Raw genomic sequence first — 20,678 nt, 5'->3', positions numbered from 1 at the left:
CACAAAGCGGGAACAAGATGTCGTCTGTTAAGCAGGGTCATCATAGTGCGCACAGCTGGTTGGTTGATGCTGAAGTAATACAGGATCTCACCCCCCAACATTTCGATATCGGGTATTGGCAATCTGCTGGCCTGGTAACGGGACATTCAAGCGGTCGTGGCACAACCTACTTCGTCCGCCTCAACAGCACCCCGTTAGTGCTCCGCCATTACCGTCGCGGTGGATTAATTGGCAGGCTGTTGTCTGACCAATACCTGTATACGGGGCTGGATAATTGCCGCTCATTTCAGGAGTTCCGTTTACTCAGTTGGATGCATAAGCGAGGACTACCGGTGCCACGGCCCATTGCTGCCCATGTGTATCGCAGCGGACTGATTTACCGCGCCGATCTGCTCCTACAACAGATAGAAAACGCCCGGGATCTTCATCAGATACTTTGTACATCTGGATTGGCAGAGAGTCTCTGGCAGGAAGTCGGACGTACTATCGCGAAAATGCACCTGGCGCAGATTTACCACCACGATTTAAATATTCATAACCTGATGCTGGATGCGCAAGGTAAGGTTTGGTTAATTGACTTTGATCGTTGTGAAAAGCGCAATGGTACAGCCTGGCAGGCCAACAACCTTGCCCGTCTGAAACGTTCTCTGGAAAAAGAAACGGCACGCACCCAACAATATCATTATCAGCCAGATAACTTTAGCCATTTGCTACATGGATACCACCTGCAGCACAACGAGGACAAGCATGACGCAGCGACAGATTAAAGTGTTGTTTATCCCCGTTTCCTCACCTGAGGGAATTGGGGAATATATGCGTAGTATCATCCTTGCAGATGCGATTCGCGCAGAATGGCCAGAAGCAGATATCAACTTTGTATTGAATCGCCACGCTCCCTACGCAGCTTCCTGCCCTTACCCTGCGCTATTATTGAATGCGTCCCCAACAAAATGCGAGGCGCAGGTAAATACCCTCATTCGGGAATATTGCCCAACACTGGTCATTTTTGACGCCTCGGGCCGTCAATCTCAATTGGCACAAGCCAAGGCAGTGGGCGCCAAAGTGATTTTCATCAGCCAACACCAGAGCAAACGCCGCAGGGGCATGAAAATTGGCCGAGCGAGGCATACGGACAGACATTGGGTAGTGCAGCCGGAGTTTGTGATTGGCCAGCCATCCTGGCTGTCTCAGGTCAAACTTAAATGGTTGGGGCTTACCGCACCACAGTGTATTGGTCCGGTTTTTAGCAATCCGCAATCAGAAACGCAGACAGACTTACTTGCAAAGCACTCGCTAGCACAGCACGAATTTGTTTTACTTAACGCTGGCTCTGGTGGCCATAAGGTCGAGGATGATTTAGCCGCGGATCGCTTCGCTGATGTGGCGAGAACTATTGCCGCCAAGGGGTGTCAGGCCGTCTTAGTACTTGGCCCCAATTATCCGAAAGAACTCCCCCAGATACCTGGCGTGCTGTGCTTAGGTAAAGTGGATAATCAGGACTTTATTGCCCTGTTGGATGCTTGCAAATACGCGGTAATCAGTGGTGGTGACACACTGCTCCAGGCCATTGCTCTTTTAGTTCCGACGCTTACGGTGCCAGTGTCCAAAGATCAGCCTAAACGCATTGCAGCTTGTGCGAAACTGCAATTGATTAAGGATTGCCCTTGCGAGGTTAACAGCATGATAGCGGCCTGCAAGGTGCTGGATAACCAAGCAGAAATAACAAGGCTCAAGCAGAACATGGCAGCCATCCCCACACTCAACGGCTTAAATACAGCCATGGCGGATATCCGCCAGCTCTTGGAAGTAGCTAAGAATGACTAAACAAATTGCCATTGTAATAGATAGCCTGGCCGGCGGTGGAGCAGAAAAGGTCATGTTGACCCTGGCGCAGACTATGCTTCAAGGTGGCCATAATGTGCATTTACTGGTCTTACAAAACTTTGGCTTATATGAAGTACCAGATAATTTGCCAGTGCACTACTGGAAAGCCAGTAAGAATGAGCGATGTGATGCACTATGGGGAATGGATAAATTAACCCAAGAATTCCTGGTTTGGGTACAGGGTATTCAGCGGCAAGAGGGAAAATTTGATTTATTCATTTCCAACTTGGACAAGAGCAACTTATTGATGAGCCGCTCTCAGCTTGAGCCCACCTACTTTGTCGTACATAACGCGGTGGCTGAAGAACTTAAGAAAGAGAGAAGGCTGGGACCGGTCAAGTATTTTAAAATGTGGCGCGCGAAAAAGGCCTTGGACGGTAAGAAGCTGATCACTGTGTCGCACGGCATACAGAAAGAGATCCAAACCTCAGGATTCATCCACCCACAGTCTGTGCAGACTATCTATAACCCATTTAATGTTGAAGAGATCCAACTGCAGGCACAAGCCGAAGTCAAAGGCTTACCGCAGGGTGACTATATGGTACATGTAGGGCGTTTTGCTAAACAAAAACGGCACGATATCCTGTTTCAAGCCATGCGCGAAATGGATAACAAACTGCCGATGGTGCTGCTTTGTAACAATACCAGCAAGGCCAAAAAAATGGCCAAGCAGTATGGTGTTGAAGACAGGATTATCCTGCCAGGCTTTCAGGCCAACCCTTACCCATGGATTAAGCATGCCAGGCTACTTGCGCTCAGTTCCGACTGCGAAGGATTACCAACGGTATTAATTGAGTCATTAATTTGCGATACGCCTGTAGTCAGTACTGACTGCCCCCATGGTCCAAATGAAATTATGACAGGGCCACTGGCAGAATTTCTGGTTCCATGCCGGGATCCGAAAAGTTTGGCAAAAGCCATGGATAGAGCGTTAGAAGTGTACCCTGATGCACAAACGGCAGAGATTCTAAGCCAAGTAAGCGCAGAAAACGTTACCCAATCCTACTTGGCATTAGCCGACTAGTTAGAACTTGTAACTAGCCGTAAGGTTAATATCGGCACCCCAGTCAGAGTCCTGTTTGTCAATGCGGCTGTGCTCTAGGTACAGCCCCATCTTTAAAGACCAATTCGCCATGGGCCATTGATACTGGCCCTTAAGATAAACAACCTGTTCCGATTCACCTTGGGTAACAGGGGATGGCTTTGACTGATCAGGGTTCAGCTTCAATTGCGCAAGCTCAACGGACAAGGTATCCCCATCCTTAAAGTGCTGTCGCATACCTAGGACTATTGCTTTAGCGTCTGAGTCAAAGGTGCTGCCGATAGCTCGTTGCTGATAGCGATAGCCACTTTTATACTGACTATGCTCGTAATAACAATCGTAGATATAAACACCTTCACCGCCACAGGCAACTTGGGTGTTGCTGGTTTCTGCAAACCACTTCGCACCAAATGCATAAACTGAGAAGCCGTAAAGATGGCCTTTGTCCGTGACCTTATAATAATCAACGGCATCTTCACCTATCTGTTGGCCATAAAGACTCATATCAAGATCAAACAGGTTAAAACTGTAACGAATATCATAGCCAGCAAGTTGATTTCCGGCCTGAGTTTTCAACGCGGGATCACAGTCATCCGCACCGTTAGCGCATTCATTTTTAAAGGTCAGTATATTCAGAAAGTCTGAGAGACTGTTTCCTCGACCTTCCCCTCCCCACATAGCGGCCCAGGAAAAACCAACTTCCAAACCATCCAAGGGTTGAAAGTTAAGCCGGCTCTTCCATAATCGGGTGTCAGGTACTGCGCGATTACCTTCAAGCTTGCCCATTTGGGCGGTAAAGTACCAAGGACCAAGGAAGCTCAGAAAGCCATCCGAAGCTGTTGCCATTGAGCGTGAAACAGAGATACCAGGAACAGGTCTGGCATTATTACTTAGGATGAGGCTGCTGGACTGGCCGGGCCCCCACCATTGGTCTAACGCACCAACCCGAATGTTCCAGTTACCAAACTGGTAAGCAATAAAGCTTTGGTCCCAATAACGCTCGCCACCAGGCGCAAAGTTGCTGGTAATCTGGTAGGCCAACGGCCCCCAATCGCCGCTGGCAGAGATACGGGCAAAGCCTTTTTCGGCAGATACGTCATCGAAACTCTTGAAGCGTTTTTCACTGCTGCTGGCTTGCAGAGTAAGCACCTTAAGGGTTTTAGCATTTTTTTGCTGCTGTAGATAATGACGCAGTCGGGAATAAGCGACCCAAGCCTCAGCGTCTAAGCCGGTCGGGTCAATTCGCTCAAGTTCACGATCAACCCCTTTCCAAGGCACGGGAAAGCTGGTTACTGCAACCTGTAAATGACCTTTCTCAGCCAGTAATGTCAGATCTGAGTGTAAAGCGGGGTCAATGGTGCCTATCCAGGGAGAGGAAAGCGTAGCAAAAGGGGTAACCAAAGCGGCCAACAATGATGAATTAAGCAGTGTCTTACGCAAAATCATTCCTTTCTCAGACATTAACTGAAGCCCTTACCTCCCCGGAAGAGGCGGCATTCTAGCATTAAAAATACCAACGAAAGGGTTAAATTCTGTAAACAGCTAAGCTAAGCTTGGCGCTGGTTTTTTGTCAGTGACACCTTTATGCATACCAAGGCCATTTATCCAGGCACTTTTGACCCGATCACCAACGGCCATGCCGATCTTATTGAGCGGGCTGCCAATATGTTTACGCACGTTACCGTCGGCGTTGCTTCCAACCCAAGCAAGAAGCCGCTGTTTAGTTTGGAAGAACGTGTAGAGCTGGCTAAACAGGTCACTGCGCATCTGGATAACGTGGAAGTCCTTGGCTTTACCGGCCTGTTGGTGGACTTTGCGGCAAAGCATGATGCGACTATCCTGATTCGCGGCTTGCGCGCTGTATCGGACTTCGAGTACGAATTCCAATTGGCCAATATGAATCGGCGCTTAAATCCCAATCTGGAAAGTGTCTTTCTCACGCCGTCTGAGGAAAACTCTTTTATCTCATCCACCCTGGTAAAAGAAGTCGCCCTGCACCGTGGTGATGTCAGCGGTTTTTGCCATCCTGTCGTCCAAGACGCTCTGCGGATAAAGTTTAAAGACAGGTAGAAGGTCAACGCGTCTAGCGTTGACACTTTTTGCAATAGAAGCTGTTGCGTTGCCCTATGGTGAGCGATTGCACAGGGTTTTCACAAACCCGACAAGGCTCTCCTGCCCTGCCATAGACTTGCAGTTCCTGGGCAAAATAACCGGGATTACCGTCGGCCTGGGTAAAGTCTTTAAGGGTGGTGCCCCCCTGCTGAATGGCGTGTGCCAATACTTGCTTGATTGCCGCAGCCAACTTCTCGTAAGCACCTTTAGTGATTTTTCCTGCGGCTTTACGCGGGTCAACGCCCGCCATAAACAGGGATTCACTGGCGTAGATATTCCCCACCCCAACCACAATCTGGTTGTCCATAATAAAATTCTTCACCGCCAGAGTTTTATTGCGGGAAAGTTCATAAAGACGACGCCCATCAAAGGCATCTGTTAGCGGTTCAGGGCCTAAACGCTCAAGCAACTCAATGGGGGTTTCACCAGCAGCTTGCCATAGGCAGGCGCCAAAGCGTCTGGGATCGTTGAATCGCAAGCATTTGCCGTTATGCAGTTGAATATCCACATGATCGTGCTTCTGAACTGGCGTATCAATATCCACTACCCGCAGGCTACCGGACATGCCCAGATGCAAAATCAGGCTGCCAACGTCAGTATCGATCAACAAGTATTTAGCCCGGCGTCTGACATCGCGGATTTCTCGGCCAACAGCGTATTGGACTTCCCCCGGAATCGGCCAACGTAGTTGAACTTGTCGTACCATAATGGCTTGTATCCGCTGGCTAATCAGATGCGGACTAATACCCAAACGACTGACTTCTACCTCAGGTAATTCAGGCATTAATAGGTTCCTTCTGGTAGGTAACTAGCCAGATAAGCGTTGGGAAGTTGGTATAACTTGCCCTGGTGCGCCACCAGCACGCCGTCATCACGCTGCTGTAGACTAAAGACCCTGCCTTGTTCTTCTCCAGCCAGCCAGACAACCACAACCACACCAGTAGCTAAGCTTCCTTCTCCTAAGGAAATTGGCTCGGCGGCCTGCCAGTTTTGCACTATGGCCGTCAATGATGGCTCATCCGCATTCTCCGAGCGGCGTAACCGCCAGCCTTGCCCCACCCGTTCTAATAAATGACTGCCAAATTCTATCTTCATCACCGGTATGTCGGCAGGTAACAAATGCATGGTATCGGTGGATGTGGGATCGGATAAAAACTTTCCACTTTGATTAAACAAAAGGATCAACAGCAAGGTGGCGAAGATCAGGACGTTATTCCAGCCCCGGCGCGACAGGCGAATCATAAGACGTAGCTCAGTATCAGGTTTCTATTCATTCTACCTGCCACTAAAGCACAGACAAAGTGCTTAGGTAAACAAAAGGCCAATGCTCATTGGCATCCTGCCACCGCGACATACGACCACCAAAGATGGTGGAGTGAAGATTACGCACAACTCCAAGGAAGGGGGAAGTGCAGATCACGCAGGAGCAGTTATCTGCCCGCACATCCCTGGGCATCGCCGCTCCCTGGCGTCCTGCCACCGCGGCATACCGTCCATCCCTGGACATAAAAAAACCCGGGCGAGCCGGGTTTTCTTGGAGACAAAAGCAAGCAAAATTACTTGATTTTGGCTTCCTTGAACAGCACGTGCTTGCGCACAACGGGATCAAACTTTTTGATCTCCATTTTGCCAGGCATGTTGCGCTTGTTCTTGTCAGTGGTATAGAAATACCCAGTATTTGCAGTAGAAACCAACTTGATCTTATCGCGCATGGTTTATTCCTTAGATTTTTTCGCCACGGGCACGGATATCAGCCAATACTGAATCGATGCCTTTCTTATCGATAATGCGCATAGCTTTAGGAGTCAGGCGCAATTTAACGAAACGGTTCTCGCTCTCAACCCAGAAACGGTGGGTTTGCAGGTTTGGCAGAAAACGACGACGAGTCGCGTTCTTTGCGTGTGAACGGTTGTTACCTACCGCTGGACGCTTGCCAGTTACTTGACATACTCTGGACATGTTTGTCTCCAAATTACTTTAAATCATTCCTGGCTGGCCAATGTACAACCTATACCAGTTCACGCTAGTGACAAGAGGGCGCATTTTATACAGCAAAGCCCTCCTAAGATCAACTCTTTTCCGTTCAATAATGAGGCGCAAGCGCTTATAGCAAGCCCCTTTCAGCAAAAGAGACTGCCTCTGAGTCACCGATAACAAAATGATCTAACACGCGAATATCCAAAAGCGCCATGGCATCAACGATCCGACGAGTGATCATTCGGTCAGCCTGGCTGGGTTCTGCCACACCAGATGGGTGATTATGCGCAAGGATCACGGCCGCCGCTTTGGCATCCAAGGCAGTCTTCACCAACACCCTCGGATACACGGATGCCGCATCCAAAGTGCCATAAAACATAGGCTTAAATGCAATCAACCTATGCTGTGCATCCAGCAATAACATGGCGAACACTTCGTTGGGTTCATCCCTAAGTTGGCTGACCAGAAAGGCTCTGGTGTCATTGGCACTGTTAAACACGTCGTTGCGACACAGGTTTTCCTGAAAATGGCGTCTGGCCATTTCCAATACGGCTTGCAGTTGCACATATTTTGCGTCTCCTAGCCCTTTGGCGGCACAAAAGGCATCGCGCTCGGCCGATAGTAACCCCCGTAAGCTGCCAAATCGCTGCAGAAGGGAACGAGACAGATCAACGGCATTGATGCCTTGAATCCCGGTGCGAAGAAAAATGGCCAACAATTCGGCATCAGACAGACTTTGCGCCCCCCTGGCTAGAAGCTTCTCCCTGGGACGCTCCTGAGATGGCCAATCCTGAAGTTTCATCTCCCCCTCCTTTGCAATATGCATAGTCCATTGGCGGTTATTAATGATAGGCTATCCACCTTATCCGAACCGGATTTGTATCTATGCAAAGGTTACATGAAATCAACATTCTGCTAGGCATCACAGGTGGCATTGCCGCTTACAAGACACCTGATCTGGTGCGTAAGCTAAAAGCCAAGGGCGCCAATGTCAGGGTGGTGTTGACGCCATCAGCCAAAGAGTTTGTCAGCCCCTTAGCGCTGCAAGCCGTGTCCGGTGAACCTGTGTCTTTGGAATTGCTTGACCCAGCTGCCGAAGCCGCCATGGGGCATATTGAACTGGCCAAATGGGCGGATCTGGTATTGATCGCACCGGCCAGCGCCAACTTCATTGCCAGGTTATCTGCCGGTATGGCCGACGACCTGCTCAGCACGCTATGTTTAGCCACCAGCGCCCCCTTATATGTGGCACCAGCTATGAACCAGCAAATGTATAGGGCAGCAGCAACCCAACAGAATCTTGCCACCTTGCGTAACCGCGGCATCCACTTACTGGGACCGGCAGAGGGTGAACAAGCATGTGGTGACGTTGGACCAGGTCGCATGCTGGAGCCACAGGAACTTGCCGATGCGCTGGAAGACAATTCTGCTGGTCGCCCTCTGGCTGGCACAAAAGTTCTCATTACCGCCGGCCCCACCCGGGAAGCAATCGACCCAGTACGCTATCTGTCCAACCATAGCTCAGGAAAAATGGGGTACGCCCTAGCAGGTGCAGCCAGACACCTTGGCGCTGAAGTGACGATTGTCAGCGGCCCTGTTGCGCTAAATGCCCCTGCTGGTTGTCGGCGCATTGCAGTGCAAAGTGCTTTGGACATGCATAAAGCCGTGATGGCTGAAGTCACCAATGTCGATATCTTTATCGGCTGTGCTGCCGTGGCCGATTACCGTCCGGCCCAGCAAGTTGAGCAAAAGATTAAGAAAAGTCGTGACGAAATTCAGCTGACCCTGATAAAAAACCCTGACATTCTTAGCGACGTGGCCGCACTGCCAAATCGGCCATTCGTCGTGGGTTTTGCCGCTGAAACGCAGGACCTTGAACACTACGCCCGCGACAAACTCAACAGAAAAAGGCTGGATATGATTGCAGCCAACGATGTATCCAAGCAGAATATCGGCTTTAACAGCGAACAGAATGCCTTATCTGTTTTCTGGCCTTCAGGTGAAACCAAACTGCCGGAAAGTGATAAACACAGCCTGGCATTGCAATTACTAGATGTAATTGCAGAGCAATATAAAGAAAAACAAGATGCACAAGATAGACGTAAAGATACTGGACCCACGAATCGGTAATGAGTTTCCGCTGCCCGAGTATGCAACCCCCGGCTCTGCCGGCATGGACTTGCGGGCCTGCTTGGACGCTCCCTTATTGCTGGCTCCAGGGCAAACCGAATTGTTACCCACAGGTATTGCTATTCACATCGCCGACCCTGGCATCTGTGCCACCATTTTACCCCGCTCAGGCTTAGGCCATAAGCATGGGGTCGTGCTGGGAAATCTGGTCGGTTTGATCGATTCTGACTATCAGGGCCAGTTGATGGTCTCTGTGTGGAATCGCAGCGATGAAGAATTCATTATCCAGCCAGGCGATAGAATCGCACAGATGGTGATTCTGCCGGTTATCCAGGCCAAATTCAGCATAGTGGACGAATTCGATAGCAGTGACCGTGGTCAGGGTGGCTTTGGCTCCTCAGGCCGTAACTAAGCGGGGGAGTATTATGCCAGCAAGCAAACGCACCAATCGTCGCGCGCAAATTCTCCAGTGTCTGGCCAGCATGCTGGAAACCAGCCCGGGTCAGCGTATCACCACAGCCAAACTCGCAGCGGAAGTGGGAGTATCAGAAGCGGCCCTTTATCGGCACTTCCCCAGCAAAGCCAGAATGTTCGAAGGTCTGATTGAGTTTATCGAAGAAACCTTGTTTTCCCGTATCAACAAGATTCTTGAAGATGAGAAAGATACTGCATTGCGCTGCCAGCATATCCTGCATTTGATTCTTGGCTTTGCTGAGCGTAATCCTGGCATCACTCGTATTTTGAACGGTGACGCACTGATGGGCGAACAGGACAGGCTGCGTACCCGCATAGCTCAGTTGTTTGAGCGACTGGAGACACAATTAAAGCAAGTATTGCGCGAACGTAAGTTACGCGAAGGCAAGCCAATGATTGCCGACGAAGGACTGATCGCCAATATTCTGATTTGCTTTGCCGATGGCCGTATCAATCAGTTTATCCGCAGTGAGTTTACCCGCCGTCCTACTGAAGGCTTTGCCGAACAATGGCAATTGCTGAAAGGACGCTTCTTCGTCTAGTCATTGTATTTTAATGGGAAAAGGGGCAAACGCCCCTTTTTTATTGCCCGAAGGTGTTACCAAAAAAGTCCCCTTCATTCCAGCTGGGTCGTACCGGGTCATTGGCTATGGTCAGGCCAATTTGCAGATTCGCTTCCGTAAAACGCTGCGCGGCACGCCAGTTGAAGTTGTCATTCAGCTCGTCAGAAGGCTTGTGATAATCCGTATGCAGAAATTCACCAAACTTCTTGGCACCATCCACGTTCGGATCCATGGAAGTCAGACCGGGCACCAAAAATACCGCAGGCACCCCTTTCTTCACGAACATATAATGATCGGAACGGGTAAAGAGTGCCTGTTCTGGCCAAGGATCCGGGCTCAAACTCATGCCAAGCTTGGCCACCGCATCCGCGACCGTAGCTTGCAAAGAACTGTGGTTGGCGCCAAAGGCGATCACATCGGCAGCTTCATAAGTCAGAATTGGCATATCCAGATTCACGTTCGCCACCATAGACTTTAAAGGTACAGTCGGATGGTTGGCAAAATAGTCCGCCCCGAGCAGGCCTTTCTCTTCGCCGGTAACAGACAAAAACAATATGGAACGTTTAGGCGCCTGTGGCAGGCCACTTAGCAGCCTGGCGGTTTCTAACAATACCGAGCTGCCACTGGCATTATCCATAGCGCCATTATTGATTTTGTCTTGTTTAACGGTTTTAGCGAAGCCAATATGATCCAAATGCGCGGTATATACTACATACTCATCTTTTAACTTAGCATCCGAACCCGGCAGAATGGCTGCCACGTTGGGGCTGCTAATGGTTTTATGTTCGCTGCGCTTACTGAATTCAATCTCAGTAGGTAATGCGAAACCTGCCGGAGATTTATCCTGCTCAAGATCCGCATAAATCTCTTCCAGACTGCGTGGTGCGCCCGCAAATAACAAGGCCGCAGCATCCTGAGAGAAGTACGCCGAATTTTTTAACTGGGGTTGTTGATTAGCAGGTTCACCATCAGCTTTTAACCAGCTTACACTAGGCATGTGTAAATAATTGAGTAGATTCTGATAGGGTCTGACTTTCTCAGCCAGTGGTGTACTGATAGTGAGCATGCCAATAGCCCCATGCTCGGCGGCATGACGACTCTTCTCGCTGCCGGAACCAAAGTGCGCCCCTTCCTCACTGGGAAAAGACTTAGGTTTACCCGATAACACCACCACCACCTTACCTTTCACATCAAGCTTGGCGTAGTCGTCATGCTGTAATTCCGGAGCGACAATGCCATATCCAGCAAACACCAGTTTTCCCTGCAATTGCGAGACTTCACTGATCAGGCTCGCAGACGTCAAATACTGACGAGGATATTCCAGACTGGTTTCACCACCAGTCCCCTTTAGAACCAACTTAGCAGAGTCCTGTACCAAGTAAGCCTGGCGAAAAGGGATGGCCTGCAAATAGCTGCCATTGTCACCCGCTGGCTTTAACCCCAACTGGGCGAACTGGCTGAGCATATATTGCGCAGCAATATCATGCCCTCTGGAACCGGTATCCCGCCCTTCCAGCAGGTCATGAGATAAAAACTGTAAATGTGCCTGCAGGCGGTTTGCATCGGCTTTCGGCAGGTCTGCCTCTGCCCAGGCTGGCAAACTGCTTCCCAGCAATAAACATAATGTAATCAGTGATCTTTTCATTGTAATTCTCGGTGGTTACGCCTCGCCAGTCTCGCATATTTCCCCTCGCTCGTCCGCGTTATACTTTGTAATTATTTAATTCTGCTGTATCTGTGCGGGCGAGTGGGTTGACTTGATTGCGCATTGCACTACTCTGCTAAGAACATTCGTTCTTTGGTTCACCTACACTATGCCTAGAAAAGCGCAATATGATGTCAATCAGGTCTTAGATCAGGCCATGGATGTACTGCTGGAGCATGGTTTTCATGGTTCTATCATGGATGAAATCATTGCCAGGACCGATTTTAATCGCCGTGGCTTTTATCTCGAGTTCGGCAGCAAGCAGAACTTTCTTTATTTGGTACTTGAACGCTACCAACAGCACAAACTGGCACCGATTACCCATCACCTGGCCGAAAATCAAGGGCTGGCATCCATCCAGCATTTCTTTGATGACTACATTGCCTTGATCAAAGGTCGCGGCTGTCTGTTGATTAACTGTATTACTGAGCTGGGTTTTGACGATGCCAGAATACGCGAGATGGGGCGCCATTATCTGGATAATCTGCAACAGGGCTTTATTGGTTGCCTGGAAAGAGCTCTCATGCATGGCGAAGTGCGCAAGGACATTCAATTGGAAGCCACCGCGCTGCAACTCACCTGCTATGTGCAAGGATTTGCGGTGAATGCCATCCTGGCGGCTCAGACGGATGAACTTAAATTAGCGACCCATGCTTTACTTGGTCCTTTGTCGATATAAATGAGAGGCTATTGGCAGTGACTTGTGCAACCGCTAAAATCGCCGCCCTGATGGTCACTCGAAAACCCTGAAATGAGCAAAGCTAAGCCACTTTATAAAGTCCAATTTATCAGTAACGCTGAACGTTACGAGGTGTATGTGCGCGAAGTCAGCCAAGGTGCCATGTTTGGCTTTGTCGAAATTGGCGACTTTGTTTGGGATAACCACAGCAGCCTGTTAGTGGACCCCAGTCAGGAAAAGCTGAAGACCGAATTTGACAACGTTATGCGTACATATATTCCAATGCATAACGTACTGCGCATTGATGAAGTGAAAAAACAAGGCAATGCCAAGGTAACAGAATTGTCTGACAAAGTGACGCCCTTTCCCAAACCCATCTATACCCCTAAGAACTGAGGCTTGCACTGACCTCACTGCCAACAAACGCAGATCACAACGAATCCAACGAGCCTCTCACTCTGACCAATACACTTTCCAACCAGGATGCCTTAAGCTCTGAGGTTCAGAATAAGAAATAAGGTAATCACTGTGTTAAAGCATTGGATAACCGGAGCCCTGCTACTGACCAGCAGCGCATCCATGGCTAGCGACAGATTGGACGAGCTGTTAGACGAGATCTGGCAATTTGAATTACGTGTTTCCCCAACAATGGCCACGTCTCAAGGGGTACATGATTATGATCATTTGCTGGCTGACCTGTCTGCCGAGGCGCTAAAACGTGAAAACGACCAAGCTCAGGCTTATATCAAGCAACTCGACGCGCTGGCCGACAGCAAGCTGAGTAAAGACGGTCGCATCAATCTGCTGATGCAGCGCCGCCGCTTGCAAGAAATTGTCGATAGCTATCAGTTTCATGCCCACTACATGCCTATTACCTCCGAGTACGGCTTCCATAGTGCCTTGTCATTCCTGCCGCGCAGCAGCAAGTTTGCCAGCCGCCAGGATTATGAGAACTACCTGGCCAGGCTTGCTGCCATTAACACCTATTTCCAGCAAAACATGCATTGGATGCGCGAAGGGTTAAAAACCGGCTTTACCCAGCCACAAGTTGTATTGAAAGGGTTTGAGCAAACAGCCCTGGCATTCATTCATGACCGTCCAGAAGACAGCCTGTTTTATGGCCCGTTTAAAAACATGCCAGCCCACATAGACGCCAAACAAAAAGGCGAGCTGCAGGCCGAAGCCAGGCAGATTATCAGCCAGCAAGTGTTCCCGGCTTACCAGATGGTCTATGACTTCTTCGTAAAAGAATATATTCCCGGTGCCAAGCAGGACATTGCCGCTAAAAGTTGGCCAGAGGGTGCCGCCTACTATGAAAACCGTGCCCGTTATTACACAACCCTGGATATGAGTGCAGAGGCCATTCACCAACTCGGTCTGGCAGAAGTCAAACGCATCCGTGAAGAGATGCAAACCGTGATGCAAGCCTCAGGATTTAAAGGTGAGCATAGTGAGTTTATTCAGTTTTTACGCACCGATCCGCAATTTTATGCCACTAGTGCCGAGGAGTTATTGAAGCAGGCTTCTTACTTATCCAAACAAATTGACGCCAAACTGCCGCAGCTTTTCTATAAATTGCCCCGCACCCCTTATGGCGTGGCACCGGTACCAGACAGCATTGCACCCAAGTACACCACCGGGCGTTATGTTGGCCCAACCAGGGACGATCAGCCCGGCTACTACTGGGTAAATACCTATGCCCTGGACAAGCGCCCCTTATATGAATTGCCTGCTTTGACCTTACATGAAGCCGTACCTGGTCATCACCTGCAAAACTCACTGGCCAGAGAAATGACTGACCTACCACCAGTCAGACGTTACACCTACATTTCTGCCTTTGGTGAAGGCTGGGGCCTGTACTCTGAATATCTGGGTAAGGAAATTGGTTTTTATCAAACCCCTTATGATCAATTTGGCGCCCTGAGCTACGAGATGTGGCGGGCCTGCCGCCTGGTGGTCGACACCGGTATGCATATGAAGGGCTGGACACGCCAGCAAGCCATTGACTACATGCTGGAAAATACCGCGTTATCCGCCCACAACGTCACCACAGAGATTGATCGCTATATTTCCTGGCCCGGTCAGGCGCTGTCTTACAAGCTGGGGGAAATCACCATTAAGCGCTTGCGCAAAGAGGCTGAACAGGCCCTGGGTGCCCGTTTTGATCTGCGCGCTTTCCACGACATGTTGTTGGAAAACGGCTCTGTGCCCCTGGACGTGCTTGAACAACTGGTCAGAGACTACATTAAACAACAGAGTTAATCGTTAGCGGCCCGGCCAACCCGGGCCCTTCAGGTTTTACGCCCCAGAATCAGCCCGCCATTTCTAGCAAGATATTCCATTCGCCGGCCTCGACCGGCATCACTGACAGCCTGTTGCCCTTTTGTACTAGTTGCATATCTGCCAGCGCAGGATTGGCTTTAATACTTTGCAGACTCAACACCCGGTCAAACTTACGCACAAACTTCACATCCACCATATACCAGCGCGGCTTATCCTGGCTGCTTTTGGGATCATAGTATTTGGATTCAGGATCAAATTGGGTGTGATCCACATAGCCAGCCTTGACCACTTCGGCCACCCCGGCAATGCCCACTTCATCGCAACTGGAATGATAAATAAATACCTGGTCGCCAAGCGCAATCTGATCACGCAGAAAGTTTCTGGCCTGATAATTTCGCACCCCATCCCAATGCTCGGTTTGCTCTGGACGGCTGATTAAGTCATTGATCCCAAAAGCATCGGGTTCTGTTTTAAATAACCAATAACGCATTTGTCTTGCTCCTTTTTCAGCCCCTGAACGGACAGAGACTTGCACAATGGCCAATCATCAATATACTGTATTTATATACAGTCAAATTTATCCTATGAACAATCTTCTCGATCATTTAAAAAACAAAGGTTGGATCTGGCAAACGGATTTTACCCGACCTTTGCCCATCGCCAATCAACCTGTACCGGACGATCTGGATGAATATGTTCGTGGCGGGCTGAAAGAACATGCCCTGGTGGAAATTCACAGCCAGATTGGGATAGGTGAAATTCGTCTGTTACTCCCGCGTCTGGCAGCGAATGGTCAAGACCACAGACTGTTGGTGTGGATTGCACCACCACACCAAATCAATGGCGAATGTCTGCACCAGGCAGGGGTAGATTTGTCCCGGGTGCTTATTCTACACCCTCGTGATGGCAAAGATGCCCTGTGGGCAGCAGAGCAGTGTCTGAAAAGCGGAACCTGCCACTCGGTATTACTCTGGCACGGTGATATGGAAGTTGCTCAGGTGAAACGACTGCAGCAGGCTTGTCAGCAAGGTCGGGCGCAATTGTTCCTATTGCGTACCAGGCAGAGCATTAGCCAATCCTTGCCGGTATCGTTAAGCTTGCAGCTTGAAGCCCATGCACAAGGCCTTCAGATCAAAGTCACGAAATGCCGCGGTAGTTGGCCACCTGCACCTTTTATTTTTAATATGCGCCAGCGCTGGCCAAAACTGTGTCTGCCTCAGCCAGCACAGCCCTCAGCCAATGTAATCCCTCTGCATCGTGCAAGCTGAGCCCCCCTATGACGCCCCTTTGGCTGTATCTGGACTTTCCCAGTCTGCAACTCGACACCTTATACCAGGAGCAAGCCTCCAATCCTGTCATCATCCTGAATAAAGAACACAACCAGGTCATCCAGCTAAATGCTCTGGCATATCACCATGGGATCAGAGTGGGCATGGGGCTTGGCAGTGCCGCCGCTTTACATAGAGATCTACAAGTTATTGAGTATAGGCAGGAACTGGAAGCCACTAAGTTAGCCGAGATCGCACAGTGGTTGTACTTTGTCACCTCAGACATTGCCTTTTGGTCACCTAACGGCCTGTTGCTGCGTATCCAGCATATGTTATCCATGTATGGTGGCTTGTCGTCTTACTGGCAGGCGCTCAATGACAGGCTCAGCTCCTTAAAACTAACCATAGGCTACGCTTGCGGTACCAGCCCTTTGGGCGCAAGGCTACTAGCCAGAAGCGGACACAATCTCATCAGTCAGGATCCAGAGCTGCTGCGAGAGAAGGTTAGCTTATGCACACTGGAACAAACTGACCTTCCCCAGAGTATGTGTGAGAAGCTGGCCAGAGTGGGCATCCGCCGTCTGAAAGAACTGATGAATGTGCCCCCCGGCGAGCTGGCTAAACGCTTTGACAGCCAACTGGTGACCTATATAGGCAAGCTGCAGGGCACATTCCATCACCCCGTGGACTTTTATCACCCCCCGGCCGTCTTCAATCAGTATCTTGAGCTGATGTATGAAATAGACAGCAGCCCAATACTATTGCACCCCATCAAGCGCTTGCTGAGCGATTTAGAGCGTTTTTTACGCTTGCGGGATAAGCTGGCCACTGTACTCGAGTTTCGCTTCTCACAGCGAGATAGCGACGCCCTTTCACTCACCGTATCTTCAGCACAAGGAGAATATCAGGCCCAGCAATGGCAATCCCTGGTCAGCCTTAAACTGGAAAACCTGGAGCTTGATCAGCCCGTGTATGGCATCCAGTTGGCCGTTACTCATATGATGGCCAAAGAAGCGCAGGTGAATGATCTGTTCGCCGGTAAGCAAGGGCAAATGAATCACCGCCAGTTGCTGTCGCTGCTACAAGCTCGCTTAGGCACAAACGCGGTCTCGGGACTACAACTACGTGATGACTTTCGCCCTGAATACAGCAGTAGCTATTGCCGCCCTTTTGAGCGCCTTGAAAAGCAAAACTGGCCGGTTCCCACCCTCAGACCCAGCCTGCTATTGGCCCCTCATCGCCCCTTAAATGAAAAAGTCAGCCTGTTACAGGGTCCGGAGCGTATCCAAACGGGTTGGTGGGATCATCAGGCCATTGACCGGGACTATTTTATTGCCCGCAATATCCAGGGCCAGTGGCTGTGGGTTTATCGTACCCGCGATAACCAGTGGTACATCCAAGGATTATTCAGTTGATGTCTTACGCTGAGTTATTCTGCCAGAGCAACTTTTCCTTCCTGACCGGGGCATCCCATCCACAAGAACTCATCAGGCAAGCCGACTATCTTGGCTATCAGGCGCTGGCCATCACTGACGAGTGTTCCCTGGCCGGTATTGTCAAAGCGTATATGGAAGTCAGAGACCGACAACTGGATATCAAGTTAATTGTCGGTAGTTTAATTAAGCTCGCACCGGGTCTCGAACTGGTATTGCTTTGCCCGGACAAATCCGCCTATTCCGAGCTTTGCCGACTGATCACTAATGCCAGACGCCGTTCAGAAAAAGGGAGCTACCAGATACATGAATGGGATCTAAAAAGCCTACGGCACTGCCTACTGCTATGGCTGCCCAGCGGGGAGAAGCAGCAAGATAACTATTGGGCTGACTGGTTAACTAAACATCAGAGAGAACGTCTCTGGCTGGGCTGTCGGCGTTTACTCAAAGCCGATGAACAGGAATACCTGGCACATTGTCAGCAGTTAAGTGAACAGTACAAGCTGCCGGTTTGTTGTTGCACCGGGGTGTTAATGCACCATGAAACCCGCCAAAAACTGCTACACACCTTGTCGGCCATTCGCCAGGGTAAGCCAGTGGAAAAGCTAGGTCATCAACTCCAGGCCAACGCGGAAGCCTGCCTGCGGCCACTGGAAAAGCTTATGAAGCTTTACCCTCAGCAGTGGATACAGACTGCCCTGAGTATCGCTGAGCGCTGCACCTTTACACTGGATGAAGTCAAATATCAGTATCCCCAGGAAGTCGTACCTCAGGGTAAAACGGCCAGTGAGCATCTACGGGCATTAGTTGAAGCAGGTACAGCATGGCGCTATCCCGAGGGCGTATCGGCCAAGGTACAAGCATTACTTGATAAAGAACTCTGTCTGATCTCAGAGCTTGGATACGAATATTTCTTTCTGACTATTCATGACATTGTTGAGTTTGCCCGTCGGCAGGACATCCTCTATCAGGGGCGGGGTTCGGCCGCCAACTCGGCGGTATGCTATTGCCTGGGCATTACCGCGGTAAACCCGCAAAAAAGCGAGGTACTGTTCGAGCGTTTTATCTCCAGAGAGCGAGATGAGCCACCGGATATTGATGTGGACTTTGAACATGAACGCCGCGAAGAAGTCATTCAATATATCTATCAAAAGTATGGCCGTGAGCGCACAGCCCTGGCCGCTACAGTAATTACTTACAGGCGCAAAAGCGCCATACGTGAGGTGGGCAAGGCCCTGGGTATTAATGAGACCCAGCTGGACTTCTTTATCAAAAACATCAATCACCGCGACAGTGGCCTGAACTGGCAGGCCCAGCTCAGCGAGTTAGGCTTGGATCCATCGTCCCACCTTGGCCAGCACTTTATTGAACTGGTCAACGAGCTGATTGGCTTTCCGCGCCATTTATCCCAGCATGTCGGTGGCTTTGTGATTGCCTCCGGCCCCTTGTATCACGTAGTGCCAGTAGAGAATGCCGCCATGGCAGAGCGTACTGTTATTCAATGGGATAAAGATGACCTTGAAGCCATGGGCCTGATCAAAGTCGATGTATTGGCTCTAGGAATGCTTACGGCTATCCGCAAGTGTTTTAGCCTTATTCAACAACATTATGGACAAGCTCTGTCGATTGCTGAAATCAGCAATCGCGGCGATGATCCAGCGGTCTATGCCATGATCCAAAGTGCGGATACCGTAGGGGTCTTCCAGATTGAATCCCGCGCACAGATGAGTATGTTACCCAGGCTAAAACCCAGGGACTATTACGACCTTGTGATTGAGATTGCCATAGTCCGCCCCGGCCCTATTCAAGGCGATATGGTGCATCCCTATCTGCGTCGACGTCATGGTCAGGAGCCAGTCGAGTATCCCTCACCAGAGGTAGAAAAAGTCCTGGTTCGCACCCTTGGCGTGCCTATCTTTCAGGAACAGGTTATCCAGTTGGCTATGGTCGCAGCGGGCTTTAGCGGGGGAGAGGCAGACCAATTGCGTCGCGCCATGGGCAGTTGGAAGAAAACCGGCGAACTGCAAAGGTTTGGCGAGAAACTGGTTAACGGCATGCTGGCCAGAGGCTACGAGCGGGAATTCGCTGAACGCATCTTCCAGCAGATTTGTGGCTTTGGTGAGTACGGTTTCCCCGAAGCACATTCCGCCTCTTTTGCCGTGTTGGCGTATGCCTCGTCGTGGCTAAAATATTATTACCCAGCCGTTTTTTATACCGCCTTACTGAATAGTTGGCCGATGGGCTTCTATACCCCTTCCCAGCTCATTCAGGACGCCAGACGTCACCACATCAAGGTGCTTCCTGTCTGTATAAATCACTCAGATTACGACTATAGATTGGAGAAACAGGATAATGAACTGGCTATTCGGGTGGGCTTTCGCCAGATTAAAGGACTTGCCCAGCAGGCGGCAGTGAACCTCCTAGCTGCTCGTCCAAAGCATGGGTTTACTCATATTAAGCAGTTACGTGAGATTAATCTCTCTCAGGAGGCATTGGAACAGCTAGCCAGTGCCGACGCCCTTGCTTGTATTCAGGGCAATCGCTATCAGGCCAGGTGGGCACTTATGGACAGCAGCCATAGTCTGTCCGTGTTTAGCCACTCAGAACCTTCAACTCAGGCATGGCTATTTCAACCAGATGAGCTGGCAACGCTCTCCGAGGATTACGCTGCAACAGGCTTCAGCCTTGCCAAGCATCCTATTCAATTGCTGGATGAAGCCGCGCTGTTAGGAAAATATACCCCGGCCGCTCAACTAACCATGAAGGAGCACAGAAAACCCGTTACTGTGATAGGCATGGTCACCGGGCGGCAACGCCCAGGTACATCCAAGGGAGTGACCTTTATCACCTTAGAAGACCACACTGGCAATATTAATGTAATTGTCTGGCTTGCCACCGCCAGGGCGCAAAAGCAAGCCTACCTGAAGTCCAGTATTCTTAAGGTCTCAGGCCTGCTTGAAAAAGGTGACGGTGGTGTTATCCATGTAATTGCCGGCAAGCTAGAAGATCTAAGCCATTTATTGGATAAACTCAGGGTTAAGTCCAGGGACTTTCATTAAAGGTTGTGAGAGTGGCAATCAACGTGAACTGCGTTGATTGAAGGTAAATCGCGCACAATAAAAAAGGGC

The 20,678-nt window shown here is 50.1% G+C and carries 22 protein-coding genes; 13 read left to right on the top strand and 9 right to left on the bottom strand.

Annotated features, from left to right (window positions below):
• The first annotated feature begins 17 nt into the window (after positions 1 to 17).
• The 3 genes from KJY73_RS19615 to KJY73_RS19605 are packed head-to-tail and all read left to right on the top strand — an operon-like array spanning position 18 to position 2,908.
• Positions 18 to 767, top strand: coding sequence for a 3-deoxy-D-manno-octulosonic acid kinase (locus tag KJY73_RS19615; protein WP_214345356.1), 750 nt, complete (start codon positions 18 to 20; stop codon positions 765 to 767).
• Entirely contained in the window at positions 748 to 1,824 is a 1,077-nt protein-coding gene (locus KJY73_RS19610) for a hypothetical protein (protein ID WP_232848787.1), read from the top strand. Before KJY73_RS19615 ends, KJY73_RS19610 begins: the two co-directional genes overlap by 20 nt.
• Positions 1,817 to 2,908: a glycosyltransferase gene (locus KJY73_RS19605; RefSeq protein ID WP_214345354.1), complete on the top strand. Its 1,092-nt coding sequence runs from the start codon at positions 1,817 to 1,819 to the stop codon at positions 2,906 to 2,908. Before KJY73_RS19610 ends, KJY73_RS19605 begins: the two co-directional genes overlap by 8 nt.
• Here KJY73_RS19605 and KJY73_RS19600 read toward each other — a convergent pair whose 3' ends face one another.
• Complete coding sequence (locus KJY73_RS19600) at positions 2,909 to 4,387, bottom strand: capsule assembly Wzi family protein (protein WP_232848786.1); 1,479 nt, start codon at positions 4,385 to 4,387, stop codon at positions 2,909 to 2,911. It abuts the gene before it with no gap.
• Between the two features lie 123 nt (positions 4,388 to 4,510).
• On the opposite strand from KJY73_RS19600, the gene coaD reads away from it, so the two are divergent.
• Positions 4,511 to 4,996, top strand: a complete 486-nt coding sequence (coaD, locus tag KJY73_RS19595; RefSeq protein WP_206592942.1) for a pantetheine-phosphate adenylyltransferase — start codon at positions 4,511 to 4,513, stop codon at positions 4,994 to 4,996.
• A gap of 13 nt (positions 4,997 to 5,009) precedes the next feature.
• Here coaD and mutM read toward each other — a convergent pair whose 3' ends face one another.
• The 6 genes from mutM to radC form a co-directional block, all read right to left on the bottom strand.
• Positions 5,010 to 5,822 (bottom strand): bifunctional DNA-formamidopyrimidine glycosylase/DNA-(apurinic or apyrimidinic site) lyase, encoded by an 813-nt coding sequence (gene mutM / locus KJY73_RS19590; RefSeq protein WP_214345353.1) that lies wholly within the window; start codon positions 5,820 to 5,822, stop codon positions 5,010 to 5,012.
• The gene (locus KJY73_RS19585; protein ID WP_214345352.1) at positions 5,822 to 6,280 is read right to left on the bottom strand and encodes a hypothetical protein; all 459 of its coding nucleotides are present in this window, start codon (positions 6,278 to 6,280) and stop codon (positions 5,822 to 5,824) included. Before KJY73_RS19585 ends, mutM begins: the two co-directional genes overlap by 1 nt.
• Before the next feature lie 43 nt (positions 6,281 to 6,323).
• Complete coding sequence (locus KJY73_RS19580) at positions 6,324 to 6,545, bottom strand: hypothetical protein (protein ID WP_214345351.1); 222 nt, start codon at positions 6,543 to 6,545, stop codon at positions 6,324 to 6,326.
• A 49-nt stretch (positions 6,546 to 6,594) separates the two neighbouring features.
• Positions 6,595 to 6,750 (bottom strand): 50S ribosomal protein L33, encoded by a 156-nt coding sequence (gene rpmG / locus KJY73_RS19575; RefSeq protein WP_102798540.1) that lies wholly within the window; start codon positions 6,748 to 6,750, stop codon positions 6,595 to 6,597.
• A gap of 10 nt (positions 6,751 to 6,760) precedes the next feature.
• Positions 6,761 to 6,997, bottom strand: coding sequence for a 50S ribosomal protein L28 (gene rpmB / locus KJY73_RS19570; protein ID WP_188696552.1), 237 nt, complete (start codon positions 6,995 to 6,997; stop codon positions 6,761 to 6,763).
• A 145-nt stretch (positions 6,998 to 7,142) separates the two neighbouring features.
• On the bottom strand, positions 7,143 to 7,817 hold the full coding sequence (gene radC / locus KJY73_RS19565) for a RadC family protein (RefSeq protein WP_214345350.1): 675 nt from the start codon (positions 7,815 to 7,817) through the stop codon (positions 7,143 to 7,145).
• A gap of 83 nt (positions 7,818 to 7,900) precedes the next feature.
• On the opposite strand from radC, the gene coaBC reads away from it, so the two are divergent.
• The 3 genes from coaBC to slmA are packed head-to-tail and all read left to right on the top strand — an operon-like array spanning position 7,901 to position 10,161.
• Positions 7,901 to 9,145, top strand: coding sequence for a bifunctional phosphopantothenoylcysteine decarboxylase/phosphopantothenate--cysteine ligase CoaBC (gene coaBC / locus KJY73_RS19560; protein WP_214345349.1), 1,245 nt, complete (start codon positions 7,901 to 7,903; stop codon positions 9,143 to 9,145).
• On the top strand, positions 9,102 to 9,557 hold the full coding sequence (gene dut / locus KJY73_RS19555; protein WP_206592937.1) for a dUTP diphosphatase: 456 nt from the start codon (positions 9,102 to 9,104) through the stop codon (positions 9,555 to 9,557). The genes coaBC and dut overlap by 44 nt, the downstream gene beginning before the upstream one ends.
• Positions 9,558 to 9,570: 13 nt before the next feature.
• The gene (gene slmA / locus KJY73_RS19550; RefSeq protein ID WP_206592936.1) at positions 9,571 to 10,161 is read left to right on the top strand and encodes a nucleoid occlusion factor SlmA; all 591 of its coding nucleotides are present in this window, start codon (positions 9,571 to 9,573) and stop codon (positions 10,159 to 10,161) included.
• A 40-nt stretch (positions 10,162 to 10,201) separates the two neighbouring features.
• Here slmA and KJY73_RS19545 read toward each other — a convergent pair whose 3' ends face one another.
• The gene (locus KJY73_RS19545) at positions 10,202 to 11,827 is read right to left on the bottom strand and encodes a M28 family metallopeptidase (protein ID WP_214345348.1); all 1,626 of its coding nucleotides are present in this window, start codon (positions 11,825 to 11,827) and stop codon (positions 10,202 to 10,204) included.
• Between the two features lie 169 nt (positions 11,828 to 11,996).
• Here KJY73_RS19545 and KJY73_RS19540 point away from each other — a divergent pair, with 169 nt between their 5' ends.
• The 3 genes from KJY73_RS19540 (at position 11,997) to KJY73_RS19530 (ending at position 14,828) form a co-directional block, all read left to right on the top strand.
• Positions 11,997 to 12,566 carry a TetR/AcrR family transcriptional regulator gene (locus KJY73_RS19540; RefSeq protein ID WP_214345347.1) on the top strand — a complete coding sequence of 190 codons (570 nt, stop codon included), beginning with the start codon at positions 11,997 to 11,999 and terminating at the stop codon, positions 12,564 to 12,566.
• Positions 12,567 to 12,638: 72 nt separating this feature from the next.
• On the top strand, positions 12,639 to 12,962 hold the full coding sequence (locus KJY73_RS19535; RefSeq protein WP_206592933.1) for a DUF1820 family protein: 324 nt from the start codon (positions 12,639 to 12,641) through the stop codon (positions 12,960 to 12,962).
• Between the two features lie 183 nt (positions 12,963 to 13,145).
• Positions 13,146 to 14,828 carry a DUF885 domain-containing protein gene (locus KJY73_RS19530; protein WP_214345500.1) on the top strand — a complete coding sequence of 561 codons (1,683 nt, stop codon included), beginning with the start codon at positions 13,146 to 13,148 and terminating at the stop codon, positions 14,826 to 14,828.
• 49 nt (positions 14,829 to 14,877) lie between these two features.
• On the opposite strand, the gene KJY73_RS19525 is transcribed toward KJY73_RS19530, so the two are convergent.
• Positions 14,878 to 15,339: an EVE domain-containing protein gene (locus KJY73_RS19525; RefSeq protein ID WP_214345346.1), complete on the bottom strand. Its 462-nt coding sequence runs from the start codon at positions 15,337 to 15,339 to the stop codon at positions 14,878 to 14,880.
• A 94-nt stretch (positions 15,340 to 15,433) separates the two neighbouring features.
• Between KJY73_RS19525 and imuA the strand changes: the two genes are divergently transcribed.
• From imuA to KJY73_RS19510, 3 genes are read left to right on the top strand one after another with little or no spacing between them, the layout of a single operon-like run.
• A complete protein-coding gene (gene imuA, locus KJY73_RS19520; RefSeq protein WP_214345345.1) occupies positions 15,434 to 16,117 on the top strand; it encodes a translesion DNA synthesis-associated protein ImuA in 684 nt (227 codons plus the stop codon).
• A gap of 8 nt (positions 16,118 to 16,125) precedes the next feature.
• Positions 16,126 to 17,532: a Y-family DNA polymerase gene (locus KJY73_RS19515; protein WP_214345344.1), complete on the top strand. Its 1,407-nt coding sequence runs from the start codon at positions 16,126 to 16,128 to the stop codon at positions 17,530 to 17,532.
• Complete coding sequence (locus KJY73_RS19510) at positions 17,532 to 20,609, top strand: error-prone DNA polymerase (RefSeq protein WP_214345499.1); 3,078 nt, start codon at positions 17,532 to 17,534, stop codon at positions 20,607 to 20,609. The genes KJY73_RS19515 and KJY73_RS19510 overlap by 1 nt, the downstream gene beginning before the upstream one ends.
• The last annotated feature ends 69 nt before the right edge of the window (positions 20,610 to 20,678 follow it).

It is taken from the genome of Bowmanella yangjiangensis (assembly GCF_018531185.1).
GTDB lineage: Bacteria > Pseudomonadota > Gammaproteobacteria > Enterobacterales > Alteromonadaceae > Bowmanella > Bowmanella yangjiangensis.
This window is presented reverse-complemented; position numbering and strand designations above follow the sequence as displayed.

Coding starts and splice junctions, on each gene's coding strand:
- KJY73_RS19615 (WP_214345356.1), top strand. CDS start 18: ATGTCGTCTGTTAAGCAGGGTCATCATAGTGCGCACAGCTGGTTGGTT.
- KJY73_RS19610 (WP_232848787.1), top strand. CDS start 748: ATGACGCAGCGACAGATTAAAGTGTTGTTTATCCCCGTTTCCTCACCT.
- KJY73_RS19605 (WP_214345354.1), top strand. CDS start 1,817: ATGACTAAACAAATTGCCATTGTAATAGATAGCCTGGCCGGCGGTGGA.
- KJY73_RS19600 (WP_232848786.1), bottom strand. CDS start 4,387: ATGTCTGAGAAAGGAATGATTTTGCGTAAGACACTGCTTAATTCATCA.
- coaD (WP_206592942.1), top strand. CDS start 4,511: ATGCATACCAAGGCCATTTATCCAGGCACTTTTGACCCGATCACCAAC.
- mutM (WP_214345353.1), bottom strand. CDS start 5,822: ATGCCTGAATTACCTGAGGTAGAAGTCAGTCGTTTGGGTATTAGTCCG.
- KJY73_RS19585 (WP_214345352.1), bottom strand. CDS start 6,280: ATGATTCGCCTGTCGCGCCGGGGCTGGAATAACGTCCTGATCTTCGCC.
- KJY73_RS19580 (WP_214345351.1), bottom strand. CDS start 6,545: ATGTCCAGGGATGGACGGTATGCCGCGGTGGCAGGACGCCAGGGAGCG.
- rpmG (WP_102798540.1), bottom strand. CDS start 6,750: ATGCGCGATAAGATCAAGTTGGTTTCTACTGCAAATACTGGGTATTTC.
- rpmB (WP_188696552.1), bottom strand. CDS start 6,997: ATGTCCAGAGTATGTCAAGTAACTGGCAAGCGTCCAGCGGTAGGTAAC.
- radC (WP_214345350.1), bottom strand. CDS start 7,817: ATGAAACTTCAGGATTGGCCATCTCAGGAGCGTCCCAGGGAGAAGCTT.
- coaBC (WP_214345349.1), top strand. CDS start 7,901: ATGCAAAGGTTACATGAAATCAACATTCTGCTAGGCATCACAGGTGGC.
- dut (WP_206592937.1), top strand. CDS start 9,102: ATGCACAAGATAGACGTAAAGATACTGGACCCACGAATCGGTAATGAG.
- slmA (WP_206592936.1), top strand. CDS start 9,571: ATGCCAGCAAGCAAACGCACCAATCGTCGCGCGCAAATTCTCCAGTGT.
- KJY73_RS19545 (WP_214345348.1), bottom strand. CDS start 11,827: ATGAAAAGATCACTGATTACATTATGTTTATTGCTGGGAAGCAGTTTG.
- KJY73_RS19540 (WP_214345347.1), top strand. CDS start 11,997: ATGCCTAGAAAAGCGCAATATGATGTCAATCAGGTCTTAGATCAGGCC.
- KJY73_RS19535 (WP_206592933.1), top strand. CDS start 12,639: ATGAGCAAAGCTAAGCCACTTTATAAAGTCCAATTTATCAGTAACGCT.
- KJY73_RS19530 (WP_214345500.1), top strand. CDS start 13,146: ATGGCTAGCGACAGATTGGACGAGCTGTTAGACGAGATCTGGCAATTT.
- KJY73_RS19525 (WP_214345346.1), bottom strand. CDS start 15,339: ATGCGTTATTGGTTATTTAAAACAGAACCCGATGCTTTTGGGATCAAT.
- imuA (WP_214345345.1), top strand. CDS start 15,434: ATGAACAATCTTCTCGATCATTTAAAAAACAAAGGTTGGATCTGGCAA.
- KJY73_RS19515 (WP_214345344.1), top strand. CDS start 16,126: ATGACGCCCCTTTGGCTGTATCTGGACTTTCCCAGTCTGCAACTCGAC.
- KJY73_RS19510 (WP_214345499.1), top strand. CDS start 17,532: ATGTCTTACGCTGAGTTATTCTGCCAGAGCAACTTTTCCTTCCTGACC.